At 41.3% G+C, this 13,586-nt stretch carries 11 protein-coding genes and 2 pseudogenes; 7 read left to right on the forward strand and 6 right to left on the reverse strand.

Annotated features, from left to right (window positions below):
* Positions 1 to 2 precede the first annotated feature (2 nt).
* From AC27EZ_RS00765 to AC27EZ_RS00775, 3 genes and pseudogenes are all read left to right on the forward strand, one after another.
* Positions 3 to 1,631, forward strand: a complete 1,629-nt coding sequence (locus AC27EZ_RS00765; protein ID WP_487133491.1) for a phosphoethanolamine transferase — start codon at positions 3 to 5, stop codon at positions 1,629 to 1,631.
* A 12-nt stretch (positions 1,632 to 1,643) separates the two neighbouring features.
* Positions 1,644 to 2,030, forward strand: a complete 387-nt coding sequence (locus tag AC27EZ_RS00770) for a diacylglycerol kinase (RefSeq protein ID WP_058551568.1) — start codon at positions 1,644 to 1,646, stop codon at positions 2,028 to 2,030.
* A gap of 98 nt (positions 2,031 to 2,128) precedes the next feature.
* A pseudogene (locus AC27EZ_RS00775) lies at positions 2,129 to 2,341 on the forward strand (endonuclease III); the annotation flags it as partial.
* A 1-nt stretch (position 2,342) separates the two neighbouring features.
* Here AC27EZ_RS00775 and AC27EZ_RS00780 read toward each other — a convergent pair.
* Positions 2,343 to 3,044 (reverse strand): hypothetical protein, encoded by a 702-nt coding sequence (locus AC27EZ_RS00780; protein ID WP_487133492.1) that lies wholly within the window; start codon positions 3,042 to 3,044, stop codon positions 2,343 to 2,345.
* Positions 3,045 to 3,305: 261 nt separating this feature from the next.
* Here AC27EZ_RS00780 and AC27EZ_RS00785 point away from each other — a divergent pair.
* A pseudogene (locus AC27EZ_RS00785) lies at positions 3,306 to 3,431 on the forward strand (endonuclease III); the annotation flags it as partial.
* Between the two features lie 143 nt (positions 3,432 to 3,574).
* On the opposite strand, the gene AC27EZ_RS00790 reads toward AC27EZ_RS00785, so the two are convergent.
* Complete coding sequence (locus AC27EZ_RS00790) at positions 3,575 to 3,886, reverse strand: hypothetical protein (RefSeq protein ID WP_487133493.1); 312 nt, start codon at positions 3,884 to 3,886, stop codon at positions 3,575 to 3,577.
* Between the two features lie 371 nt (positions 3,887 to 4,257).
* Here AC27EZ_RS00790 and AC27EZ_RS00795 point away from each other — a divergent pair, with 371 nt between their 5' ends.
* Positions 4,258 to 5,760, forward strand: a complete 1,503-nt coding sequence (locus tag AC27EZ_RS00795; RefSeq protein ID WP_487133494.1) for a catalase — start codon at positions 4,258 to 4,260, stop codon at positions 5,758 to 5,760.
* Positions 5,761 to 5,855: 95 nt separating this feature from the next.
* Here AC27EZ_RS00795 and AC27EZ_RS00800 read toward each other — a convergent pair whose 3' ends face one another.
* From AC27EZ_RS00800 to AC27EZ_RS00810, 3 genes are all read right to left on the reverse strand, one after another.
* Positions 5,856 to 6,662 (reverse strand): DUF1206 domain-containing protein, encoded by an 807-nt coding sequence (locus AC27EZ_RS00800; protein WP_487133495.1) that lies wholly within the window; start codon positions 6,660 to 6,662, stop codon positions 5,856 to 5,858.
* 326 nt (positions 6,663 to 6,988) lie between these two features.
* Positions 6,989 to 7,990, reverse strand: coding sequence for a D-Ala-D-Ala carboxypeptidase family metallohydrolase (locus AC27EZ_RS00805; RefSeq protein WP_487133496.1), 1,002 nt, complete (start codon positions 7,988 to 7,990; stop codon positions 6,989 to 6,991).
* 15 nt (positions 7,991 to 8,005) lie between these two features.
* Positions 8,006 to 9,313 carry a L,D-transpeptidase family protein gene (locus AC27EZ_RS00810; protein ID WP_487133497.1) on the reverse strand — a complete coding sequence of 436 codons (1,308 nt, stop codon included), beginning with the start codon at positions 9,311 to 9,313 and terminating at the stop codon, positions 8,006 to 8,008.
* Between the two features lie 676 nt (positions 9,314 to 9,989).
* On the opposite strand from AC27EZ_RS00810, the gene AC27EZ_RS00815 reads away from it, so the two are divergent.
* Complete coding sequence (locus tag AC27EZ_RS00815; RefSeq protein WP_487133498.1) at positions 9,990 to 10,583, forward strand: hypothetical protein; 594 nt, start codon at positions 9,990 to 9,992, stop codon at positions 10,581 to 10,583.
* 31 nt (positions 10,584 to 10,614) lie between these two features.
* Here AC27EZ_RS00815 and AC27EZ_RS00820 read toward each other — a convergent pair whose 3' ends face one another.
* The gene (locus AC27EZ_RS00820; RefSeq protein WP_487133499.1) at positions 10,615 to 10,761 is read right to left on the reverse strand and encodes a hypothetical protein; all 147 of its coding nucleotides are present in this window, start codon (positions 10,759 to 10,761) and stop codon (positions 10,615 to 10,617) included.
* Between the two features lie 354 nt (positions 10,762 to 11,115).
* Here AC27EZ_RS00820 and AC27EZ_RS00825 point away from each other — a divergent pair, with 354 nt between their 5' ends.
* A complete protein-coding gene (locus tag AC27EZ_RS00825) occupies positions 11,116 to 13,332 on the forward strand; it encodes an EAL domain-containing protein (protein WP_487133500.1) in 2,217 nt (738 codons plus the stop codon).
* Positions 13,333 to 13,586 lie beyond the last annotated feature (254 nt).

Consider the following 13,586-nt stretch of genomic DNA (forward strand, 5'->3'; position numbering starts at 1 on the left):
CTATGAAAATTGCTTTTAAAAGATTTTGTATTTCGTCTTGGCAAGTAAGTTACAGCCAATTTGTTTGCTTAGTTTCAATGTATATCGTTATCGTATTTAATGGCTTGTTTTTATACAATACTTTTATGGCTACAACACAGTCAGGGCATATAAATTGGCTTTTTATCGCGTCGATCCCTATATTGCTTTTCTCATTGACTGTTTTAGTTTTAAGTTGGTTGTCCTTAATTACTTTTGTTAAACCTATACTTCTATTTAATGTTTTAGTTTGCTCATTGTTGTTTTATTCAACACTTAATTATGGCGTTATTTTTGACAAGAGCATGTTACAAAATATTGTTGAAACAAATTCAGGTGAAGCATTTTCATACTTAAACTTTCAGCTTGTGTTATTTATTTTTTTATTGGGGGTTGTACCTACTTACTTATTTTCCAAGTTCACAATTATTGGGAGTTTTAGAGTTCGTTTAAAAAGTTTTACGAAGCTAAATCTATCAGCTTTGCTCTGTTGTGCCTTAATCGCTGTACCCTTTTACAAAGAGTACGCTTCTGTTGGCCGCAACAACCGACAGCTAACAAGTTATATCACCCCGTTTTCATTCTATACAGCGGGTTATAAATACTTGAGGGATAATTACTTTTATCCACCATTACCTTTCAAGGTACTCGATAATTTGCCCACTTTAAAAAATAAAACGAGCACTTCGCTAACTGTAATGGTTGTCGGGGAAACAGCTCGAGCGGCTAACTTTTCACTACAAGGCTATAGTAGAGCAACGAACACTGATACTCCCAAGTTAGGCGTAAAGTATTTTAGTGATGTTTCATCATGTGGAACTGCGACGGCTATTTCAGTCCCCTGTATGTTTTCACGACTGAAGCGCAAAGAATATGATTCTCGGCTTGCTAGTAGTCAAGAAAATGCTCTAGACATTATTCAACGTAGTGGTGTTGAAGTAACATGGATTGATAATAACAGCAGCTGTAAAGGAGTGTGTGCTCGCATCAAGTCAGACAACATTGAGCCGAATAAAGAACATCCGTTATGTGATGGTCATTACTGTTTTGATGAAATATTAGTTACGAAACTAGCAGACAAGATAGCGACTAGTAACGCTAAACATAAATTGGTTATTCTACATATGATAGGTTCACATGGACCAACTTATTATCGTCGTTACCCTGAACACGAAAGTTTGTTTAAACCTGATTGCTCTCGAAGCGATATTCAGAACTGTAGTACAACTGAACTAACAAACACATATGATAATACTATCGCATACACAGACAAGGTGTTAAGCCAGTTGATAAGAGTATTACAAGCAAGTAACGAAATGGAAAAATCACTCTTGTATGTGTCAGATCACGGTGAGTCACTTGGTGAAAAAGGCTTATACCTTCATGGGTTTCCTTATGCATTAGCACCAATCGAGCAAACTCATATCCCAATGATTTTTTGGAGTAATAAGCTCGCTAACTCTAAATTTAATCATTGTATTGAGTTACAACGCTCAAAAGTATTTTCACACGACAATATTTTTGACACTTTACTTGGCTTAACTCAAGTAAGCAGCAGTCAATACCAACCTGAATACGATATTTTTCACGCCTGTAAGGCCCTAAGTCTATAAAGAGAGTTTCCAATGCAATTTGATAGTGCAAATAAGCCGTCAGGTATTAATCGAGTAGTTTTAGCTTTTAAAAATTCACAGCGTGCATTTAAATGGCTTGCTAAAAATGAAGCCGCTTTTAAACAAGAGCTTTTTTTACTCGCTTTATCGCTAACTATTATTTCGATTTGGCAGATAGGTATTTACGAAAAGGTCATGCTACTAATCTCTGTTTTATTTGTGATATTCGCAGAGGTTGTTAATACAGCAATAGAAGCAACAATAGACAGAGTTGGCTTAGAGATTCATCCATTGTCAGGTCTCGCTAAAGATTTAGGCTCCGCAGCAGTATTAATTGCGCTATTGATATGTTCATTCGTCTGGATTTCTGTATTTATAAGCTATATTGGTTATTTTTAAAATTTATCCAATCATCAATGATCGCTTATCGCTCATTTGCGACCGTCGCCTAAACTCGTTTTGGGGCAGAAATGAGTTAAAGTCGAACTGCTGCTTTTGGCACAAAACGGAAGATAAGAAACTATAATCTACCTTCCTTATCTTTGGGCTGGCCGACAATAGCAGTCGACACCCACATCGACCGCGTATCTAACCGTACTAAATTTGCCACGGGTAAAAACGTAGTGGAAGTTTAGAAAAAGCGTTTAAAAGTGGTGCCTGCCCAGTTTAAAGGAGACGCTCACCACTGCTTCATTCTGCACGGCCGTTTTTTTAGCTAGGCCTATTGTAATATTCTTCTCGGCGAATTGGGGCCTGCGGACTAAATTGTACCCATCTAAATAAATACATTATCACTATTTTTGTTATTCCACTGGTTATCGCAAGCACCATTAACGGCCAGCCTATTTCAAGGCCCATAGTTAATGCAAAAGCAATAGTTGAAATATCCATCATAAAGATAAACTGACTCATTTTTAAATCTACGGCTCCGGTACTCCCAGACTGCAAGATTAACTTTATTTGATGATAGTAACCTTGAGCTATTAATAATGAGATTATCAGTATGAGAGTTGTCGACACATATCGACCTTCATCTGAATATGTTCCACCAAAAAAGAGTCCAATAATGCCAAAAAATAGGAAAAGCAAAGCTCCCAAGAGCACATAAAAAGATGATTTTGTTTTTCTATCCAACCAAATCTCATACAAGATAGCTCCCACTAGCAATGTCGCTACCAACCGAGGCCAAACAATATAATGATTAAAAGGTTCGATAGAATAACCATAAATAAAGAATGAAAAGTAAGCTAAGTAGCTGACGGTGAATTGATTTATCGATAATAACTCTGTTGCTACGCCATTTGGAACTTGCAGCTTTCGTCGCCAAATAAGACGAAGTTGTGACAAAACACCAAATAGACTTATGAAAATAAACAGCGTATTGACAGTACCAAAGAAATTATAAGCTCCCATAGCTCTCCCCTAAATTAAAGCAGCGCTATTAGAACACACATTGTCGACAATATTTAACTTTAACTAGAATTAAAAGGATTTATTGAAATAAAAATAAAATATTGTCGACAATTAAACTCATCGATGAACACATTAACCCTTTCAATATTACGGCAAATAAACGCACTAAATCTAAAGAACCTATGTTACTGGTTTCTTTGTCGGCATAGCACCTGACTGAAGCTTGCTTTTTCACTAATCACGCATCTAACCCCCTCATACTTTGGCTGGCCAACGATAGCGGTAGATACCCATATATTCCGCGTCTCGAATCGCACCAAACTTGCAATGGGTAAAAACGTCGATAAAGTTGAAGACTTGTGTGAGTTTAAGGATAAGACTGAGTAAGCATATGATTTACTAGCTTATTTGATATCGAAAGGCTTTACCTAGGAGGGCGCTGACGCTATTAAATCAAGAAGCCATGATTTTGCGTCATTTTCACTATCAAAAAAACGGTGAGGGAAATCTTGTTTCTCATAAATAGATTGTCAAAATTGCTCCACTACTATCGGTGACTCGGCGTTATAAATAATTACCGCGACACTGACTAAACCGCAATGCTTCATGTATTTAAGGTTGTCTTCTATCTTACCTATCGCATCAATTGGGAATATGCTGTCTCCTTGGAGGTAAGCGATGCTCGCCCAAGGCTTGCCCTTCAGCATATTTATGTATTCAGTCGCCTGTAGTTGAAATTCACCAACCATTTCTCCGTTAGGCGCGTAATTAGGCTTTACGGATAGAATACGGTCTTCTATAAAAACATCTAAACTTCCATGTGGGATAAATTTTTGAGCCATTCTACAACTCCTATTTAACCTCGGTAAGTACAGTGGTACCGCCCGAATATGCAGCATTTAATAGTAGATATTGATTAGCGAGATACTAATTTTGCTACATTGATTATTACAACGTTGTGACACCATCTATTAATCATAGTCATGTTCCTACTTATTACCTTATAAATGGTCTCAAAGACCTCATAATAGCGTTAATTCCCTCTCATCAGCCTCAAAGGTTATTACGACATCACCTTTAAAACATTTGTTGCTGAAATACATTAAAAATAGTTAAACCTTTCCCTCTTATTGACGTAGCAATGACATGTAGAAGGCATCGTGCCTTCCATGCAATGGAACTGACCATATACTGGTCCTTCAAAGGAAATATTATGAACAAGCCTCCCCAATTAACAACATCTGCGGGCGCCCCCGTCGTCAGTAATGAAACAACTAAAACTGCTGGAGAGCGCGGCCCTGCACTACTGCAAGACTATCAGCTTCTAGAAAAGCTCGCTCACCAAAACCGTGAAAGGATACCCGAACGCGTCGTCCATGCTAAGGGATGGGGAGCACAGGGCACATTTACCGTCACTCATGACATCACCAATTACTCGTGCGCCGACATTTTTTCTCAAATAGGAAAGCAAACCGAAGTACTAAGCCGTTGGTCTACAGTAGCGGGAGAATCAGGCGCTGCCGACACCGAGCGTGATGTTCGTGGTTTCAGCCTGAAATTCTATACCGAGCAAGGTAACTGGGACATGGTTGGAAACAATACTCCTGTTTTCTTTATTCGCGACGGTTATAAATTTCCAGACTTTATACGCACACAAAAACGCCACCCAAAAACTAACCTTCGCTCCCCTGAGGCGATGTTTGACTTTTGGGCAGCTCAGCCTGAAAGTGTGCATCAGGTGACTATATTAATGTCAGATAGAGGTATTCCTATCTCACCTATGCATATGAATGGCTACGGTAGCCATACGTTCAGCATGTGGAACAAAGACGGTGTAAGACATTGGGTGAAATTTCATTTTAAGACTCAGCAAGGCATCAAAAACTATACAAACGAAACATCTGAAAAAATCATTGGTAGTACGCGAGAGAAGTATCAAGAAGAGCTTTACAATGCGATAGATGAGGGTAATTTCCCTAAGTGGACAATGTACATTCAAGCCATGCCAGAGGAAGAGGCAGGTAAGCAACGATTTAACCCGTTTGACCTTACCAAAGTATGGTCACACGAGGATTATCCGCTGATTGAAGTCGGTGAACTTGAAATGAACAGCAACCCCGACAACTATTTCCAAATGGTTGAGAATGCGGCATTCAGCCCGTCAAATGTCGTTCCTGGCATTGGTTTTAGTCCAGACAAAATGCTCCAAGCGCGTATTTTTTCATATGCTGACGCCCATCGATATAGGCTCGGTACCCATTATGAAGCGCTTCCCGCGAACGCGCCCAAAAACAGTGAGGTTAACCATTATCATAAAGATGGTGCAATGCGTTTCTTCAGTAATGATTTTGGTAACCCTGATGCATACTACGAACCCAATCAACACGCAGGCCCAGTTGCAGACTTTTCAATGAAAGAGCCGCCTTTGCGTATTGATGGCGACGCAGATCGCTACAATCAAGACGATGCAGACGTTGATTATGTTCAGCCCCGCAAGCTTTATGAGATGTTTTCTGATGAGCAAAAAGAACGTATGTTCAATAATTATGCAGCGGCAATGGGTCCATGCTCTGATGAAGTAAAGTCACGTTGGTATGCCGTTCTTGAACGTGTGCACCCTGACTATGCGGCAGGTGTGAAAAATGCCTTAGAATCGCTTGATACTGACGTAAACACGGTACCAATTACCGAAAATACGCCGCTAGAAGATAACTAATATTTTTCACAACGTGAAAACGATGTAACGGCATAAAATACGTCAATCACTGCGAAACGCTACAAGGTGATTGACGTTATCTATGCTACCGGGTTTTAGTGCGCCTTCCCGGTGTCTCTATAACGCCCTTCAAAGCCACAGAAGACGCCAAAACACAGCATCCCTAGGCCAACAGCTCCTAAAAGATAAGGCCCGAAAGGTGTTTCTAAAATAGTCACCAACGCCTTACCTAATCCGCCGGCTTCAGAAGCATCATTTTGAATTGCGGCAGTGATAATAAAACCGCCAACCAGCAAGTACGTTACTGTGCGTCCTAAATAACCTGCTCGTCCAGATAGCTTAATCACATCTTGTGCTTTGTGTGATAACTGGTCGGTTTCAAACTTATCCATAAAATCTTGCTTTATAGCGTGCTTAAGCTGAATACCAGCAAACAAGACAACAACGACGCCAAGTGCAAGTAAAAGGTAGACGCCCCACGTTTGATTCATCAATGTTTCTGACATTGATTGTTTACTGCCGCCTTGTTGTTTAGTGGTGCCGGTTAATACTTGAAATGCCGTATAGGCTACTGTTCCATATATCAATGCTGAAACGAAATAAAAGCCTCGCTTCATTAAATCAGATGCGTCTGAATTGTCCAAATCATCTGGGTTAGTAAAAAATTGTACTAATCGCCAAATAACGTAGCCTATTAAACCAACAAAGACCGCGCCTAGCAATGCTGAGCCAAGTGTTGTTGATTCTATTTCGTTGAATATTTTTGCTTTGTCTATATCTTCAACGCTTCCAGAATAGAAGGCTCCATAAAGGATCATTGCGCCTAAGATTCCGTAGATAACGGCTTTTGAGCAATAGCCTGCCCGAGCGATGTAAGTAATAGGGCCTGTAGAACTCTTCATTGTAATTTCCATTTATCGTGAGTGTAGATCAGATACTAAGCGAGAGTCGTGCCACCGATGAATTTGGTATAAATCGGCCCTGAAAGCCACGCCAGTCATAGCGTCGAAAAATGTGGGTATAATAAAGATAAAACGTTTTGCGACAAAGCTGCGCATTAAGTGAAAGAGTTACACGTAAAGTTATACTTGGTCGCTGTGGCGGTTAGTTGAGTAAATTGTCGTGGTAATATTGCGAGTGAGTGGTTTTATATACTAGAAATGGGGCAGGACAATTTGCCCTACCCCATTTTTTTGCGTTACCGAACTATTATACTCGCAACCTCTAATTAAGGGCTTGTCCAGCGCGCTTTTACGCCTCTCGTGTCAACATGGATAAACGGCCCCCTGTGTGGTTTGGGGCCATAGATCCCTAAGCCGCCAATTAACGATCTGAAGTCATTGCGCTTATTTAACTCATTTATCACCTCAGCAATCAACTGGGCGTCTGCAATGCTTGATTTACCGTCGTTATTAAGATCATCCATTCGATAGTTTCCATCATTATCAATGAAAATATCTGCAGCATCCCCAAAGACATGTCGACTTAGTGCCACATTACCGATTGCCTTATTATAGTAAGGTGTTCGGTAGCCGCTCATGACGACCATATTGTCTACACGTATGTTACGTAGGTTCATCTCTGTACGCAGCTTCTCTAGTTTTAATAACAACGAAGACTGAAGATAAACAAATTTAGGAAACTCGCTTTTTTGTTTGCTTACAAACTCTTTTAATTGGAAATGCGGTGATAACTTCACATCTTGATTCGCTTTCGTCACTTCAATAAAGCCCTCAGGCTCGATATACATTTCACGATTCCGCGTTATCGACTCGTCGGGGTAATGCCCGATATGATAATAACGGAGCTTCCCTTCAACCATGTTGTCGCTAGGTGTCATGGTGAAGACATTAAGTGCTATCTCACTTGAACCGTCGGTCGCTCTGACGCAAACATTATACATTCCTGATGTCTTTGGCGATTGCCAACGCCATGCAGACAGTCCTTTCTTCTCATAATCGCCAGCATTCGAGATCAATTCATATTGTGTATTGGCTTGTGGAAAAAGCACTTCAAGCTCTACCGTTTCGCCAGGCAGTACAAAAATAGAGAACGTTTTATAAGGAATCACTATTTTACCTGCTTGCAGTTGAAACTTAGCCTGCTGCGCATCGGCGTCTTCGACAAGAACCGGCGGGTGACTAAGTACATTGTTAATCGCCGCCGATGCCTTTAGCGTGAGTCCCACTCCCATGAGGACAAATATAATTGGTAAGAAGTATTTCATCATTAAACTCCGCATTATCTATAGTGCTGTTGTTTGCGTTGTATAGTCAGCCGTGCCTACCAGTGCTTGGTACTCTTTTGCGTCTTTTTCATAAAGGTCTTTCCTAAAGTGCACCAGATACTCGTCCTCTGCCCATGACGTCCAGTACACCAAATGGACAGGAACAGGTTGTTCTAGTGTAAATTCCCGTGCCTCGTTTAACGCCCTTGCTTCTTGTATATCGGCAAAGCCTAAACTGTCTGGCAACTCACTGGTCAAAACCTCAGCTAAACTAAAGGGTTCCTCAAGTCTGATACACCCATGAGAAGCTGCCCTGTGGTCTACATCAAACCATTGCTCAGCGGGGGTGTCGTGTACATACACGGCATGTTTATTAGGAAAGAGAAATTTGACTTCGCCCAGCGGGTTTTCTTCCCCCGGAAGTCTCACCATAAAGTGATCAAACTGGTACGGTTTAATTTCACCCCAGTTAATCGTGGCGGGATCGACAATTTCTTCATCCTCATAACTATTCTTCCTAATAACGATGTTTTGTTCATGTAAATAGTTTGGGTTGTTTGCTACTTTCGGAGCAATCTCTTGAGTGGCAATAGATAAGGGAATTCGCCAGTCGGGGTTAACAACGAAGGTTTCTATGTAGTCGGTGAAGCTTGGGGTACTCCATGCTGGTTTACCTACCACCACTTTTTTCTCTAGCCTGACTTCCTGTGCGTCAATGACCCGTAAAACAAACTCTGGAATGTTAACCAACACAAATTTTTCGAATCCGAACTCTTCAAAATTAGCCAGTCGTTGGATATTCAATGCAATTTGCTTAAAACGCTCTGTTGCAGAAACATTCAGCTCGGATAACGTCAATGGACCGACAACGCCGTCGGTCGATAAGCCATGAAGTTTTTGGAATGTCTCAACATTTCGCTGCAACCCTTTATCAAAAAGACATGGAGGACGTTTGCCTTCCAGTGCAAAAAAGCTCGTTTTATTAATATTTTTTTTGGTTGTAAGACTAACGCCTTCACCACACGCAGCAGCAAGGTTAGGATATTGGAGATTAAGTCGAGCGACTAACGCAAGTACATCAGGGCCTTCGCTACCAAGTTTTAGCATTTCATCTGGCTGCAGCGTCTGCCACCCGCCGTTTTTAATAATGTCCGAATAGCGCGCCATTGCTTTTACTAACGTAGACTTCATCTTTGGTGTTTCGAATCGTTCAACCGAGTGACGTTGCGAAAAACTCAAGCGTTCACTCGCGAACACTTCAATTTGAAGTAAGCTCGTAAATAGCGTTCCTACAGCCACAGTCAACATTAATGGTAATTTGTGCATTGCTCTGTTCCTAAATCCATATTGCGCTGAAGTCAGATGTTGCGGCTTCCATCTGCTTTTAGTCTATTTCACAAAGGACGATGTGTTCTCCATGACCAAAAATACTGTGTTCGCGCGCCAAAAGCCTAAAATAAAGTGGGTGACATCTGTCCTTAAATGAGGCTCGACCGGCGCACTGCCGCAAATGTCGGCAGCAAGAAGCGTTCCTTGTAACGCTGTCAGCACCCTTTGAGCTAGTCAGAACAACGTTACTGTAGACGCTATACAGGGGAGCGCTTGCATGCCACGCGTGTGATGAAGGGCAATAAATACGCGGGTTTATTCGCCATTGAGTTTTACCTTTAATACTCAATTTAAGTTGGATATGTTGTGACGAAAGATATTTTTTAGATTTGCGCAGTGGTTAATATGAGGAGAAAGAACGCCCCCTTTTGCACCTCGACATAGTGTAAATACTTCATAGATCATTAAAAATTTTCAATTTAACACCATCGCGCCCGAAACCCCTCTTCCCCCCTTAACCTCTGAAATATATAGAAAAAACTTATTCTGGATAACGCTATTTTGTTGTGGCTTGCTTGTTGCTACCTACTCATCGAGGAATACGTTTGCTTCGTCTCGACAGGTAACGAATGGTTGCCCGTTAGTATTCAGCAATTAATCAAATAAGGAATTTATGATGAAAACTAAACTTACCGCTATTGCGGCTTTACTACTTACAGTGAGTGCATGTGATGTAAACAAAACACAATCAGGTGATTTGCCAGATGTTGATGTCGACGTTAGTGCTGACGCAGGTGAACTACCTGAGTATGAAGTTAATTGGGCAGACATTGATGTTGGCACAACCACCGAAACCGTAAGTGTTCCTAAAGTCGTTATAGTGACAGAAGAGGAAGAAGTTGAAGTTCCATTTATCGATATCAACATGCCTGGAGATAAATATGACGACAGGCAAAAGGTTCGAAAAACTATTGTAGTAGAAGCTGAAGTAGAAGAGCGCGTTTACGACCTCGATATTGAACGAGTGATGGCGAAAGGCGAGCGCTTAATCGTTATCTCTTCACTCACGCCGTCAGATAAAATGTTAGGCGATGAGCGAGTAAGAGTAAGCGATAGGCTCGTATTGAATGCACCAGACCTAGATGTGCGTCACTTCATCATCGGCGACAAACCAACCGGTGATTGGAATAATCAATATGTGTTTGTAGGCGCTGAAAGCGAACTGTCTACCTATACCGACGGTTCGGTTGAAATCTATAAACGTTAAGATAAGTCTGCGGGTGCGCCGAGCGCCCGCACTAACGCTTACCGCTGGTAATCGAGGTAAAAGCTAAGATAGGCAGCAGAATAAGCGTTAAGAACTCTGGTGCATCGAGTAATGCGGCACTTAAAATTGCAGCGGCCCAACATAAGCTTGCTGCCGTTGTACGTTTATCACATTTCATCGTAACCCCTTCGTCGTTTATCCCTTGGCGACGTAAACTATAGGTTAGATTGGTGTGCTGCTCAAATGTTGAACTGTAATGAAATGTAACGGATTCACAACGCGGTACAGAACGTAATTAGTTACCCTCTTAAAACGTAATGTGATCCTTAGCTTTGAATACTCAAGCGCTTGCCTCCACTTAGTTATCCCCTCTCTTGATACGTACTGCCTTGCTTTAATTGATTTTAGTACCTATTGTTTTCAGTGTGACTACACTATGACTGTGCTACTGGTGCATTGTGTATTAACTAATCGAATACCCTATCAAACGCGGTGTCGTTTTTACCTTAGTATTTTTTGGAAAGTGCAATCAATGGATAGTACGGAACAGCTAAAACTCGACCTAGCCAAGGCATACACGAAAATCACAGAGTTGGAAGAAAACGCTGCTTGCAATACGCTGTTCTCAAATATTTTTCATTGTTCGCCCATTCCGTTTGCAGTAAGTGACGTTCATAACAATATCATTCACGCAAATAATGCATTTGTGGATATCTGTGGGTATGAACTAAGCGAAACACCAACATTCGATGAATGGTGGAAGAAAGTAATTCCCAATGAACATTACCGTGATCCTATCGTCAATTCTTGGCAGAAATGCCTAATATCCTTGCGGGAAACCAATGCCCGTTTTGAACCAATACCGCTTCGTATACGTTGCAAGAACGGCACTAAGCGCACGTTATTTGGCAATGCTGTTCTCTTACAAGGGTGCGGTGCTGATGCGCTGTTAACTATTCTTTATGATACACCTGACCATGGACACGCAGACAGCCAGATACGCGCATCGTCAAACATCATCGATGATTTAACCCATTCTTTAGCGGCGCTACAGCAAGAGCTCATGGATGAGAAGCAAAAAGCGTCAGAGAATACTGAACGATTGAGCTTAGCTATGAAGGGTGCCAACGATGGGCTTTGGGACTGGGATATTGCTAACGAGAAAATGTACTATTCACCTCGCTGGAAATCCATGTTGGGGTATCAAGAAAACGAACTTACAAACGAATTTGCTACCTGGGAGCGCCTAGTGCACCCGGATGATTTGTCTCCCGCAGTTTCGCGAATTCAATCATTTATGGAGTCCAAAACCAAGCACTATGAAGCAGAGTTTAGAATGCGCCATAAGAACGGCAGCTATGTAAATATTTTGTCTCGCGCCTTTGTTGTTGAAAGTGAAGAAGGTGAAATTACCCGCTTAGTCGGAACACATGTAGATATTACGGCACGAAAGAAATCAGAAGAAAAACTGAGTTATCAATCATCCCATGATTCGCTTACTGGGCTAGCAAACAGAAGAGAGTTTAAGCGGCGCGTTGAGCTTCTGTTATCCGTTCCCGCGGAAAATCGCGTTAATCATGCGTTATGCTATATGGATCTTGACCAATTTAAAGTGGTTAACGATACCTGCGGTCACCTTGCGGGGGATGAACTACTGCGCCAACTGGGTTTCTTATTACAAAAAGTCGTTAGACAAACAGATGCGGTAGCGCGTTTAGGAGGAGATGAATTTGCAGTGCTTTTGGAAAATTGTTCGTTTGATAAGGCGCATCAAATAACCAGCCTAATTCAAAAGGAAATTGAGGATTACCGATTTATTTGGGAAGGGCGAAGTTTTCGTATTGGTGTGAGTATGGGGTTGATTCAAATTTCCGACAAATACGTGGATTTTACCGAGGTGCTAAAGCTTGCTGATGTTGCTTGCTATATAGCCAAAGAGAAGGGACGAAACAGAATTCACGTTCATTACGATGATGACAAGGAACTCGCTGAACGCCAGGGTGAAATGCAATGGGTAAACAAAGTCCAAGACGCCATTGATGAAAACCGTTTTAAAATATACGCACAACTCATTGAGCCGCTCTCTAGTAACGACGCTCTGCATTACGAGCTGCTGTTACGTATGGTTGATGTAAAAGGAGAACTTATCCCACCTGGTGCTTTTTTGCCTCCCGCTGAGCGTTACCAATTAATAGTCAAAGTAGATAGTTGGATGATTGAAAATGCGTTCACTTTGATTCGAAATAACCCTGACTTTCTAGAGAACATAAATTTTTTGTCCATCAATTTATCAGGACAGTCGCTTACCAACGATGATTTCTTAGCATTCATTACCGAGAAACTAAACGTGTTGGGTGAGCAATGCACTAAGATATGTTTTGAAATAACCGAAACTGCTGCGATATCAAACCTAGAACAAGCAAGTGCATTTATTGATGGACTAAAGGTGTTGGGTTGTCGTTTTGCGCTTGATGACTTTGGCAGTGGCTTGTCATCTTTTGGATATTTAAAGAATCTCAAGGTCGACTATCTTAAAATCGACGGTATCTTTGTTAAAGATATTGCAAGTGATCCAATTGATCTTGCAATGGTGAAAGCGATTAACGAAATTGGCCACGTTACAGGGATGAAAACGATAGCTGAATTCGTCGAAACGAAAGAAATTAGACAAATTTTATCAAGCATGGGGGTAGATTATGCACAGGGGTACGCAGTACATAAACCCCAGCCAATCGAGGAACTCCTTTAAGCAAGTAGCCTATTCACTGCCATTTCACTTCCCCCCACCAGGCCTGTCTAATCGCATCATTTCAATCATTTGTTTGTCGAACTCTCGCTGGCTTTTCGCTATGATGAGCGCGATGAAGTAACCTTCTTCCTACCCTTTTTTCGGATTTTACCCGTTAAATTTTTTGAGTAGTTATACATATTCCTCATGGAGATAGCATGCAACGTTTAAAATGTCTGACCCTTGGTGCTGTGTTTGCGGTTTTCAGTTTGCCA

The sequence above is a fragment of the Alteromonas sp. 4NH20-0056 genome (assembly GCF_057539655.1).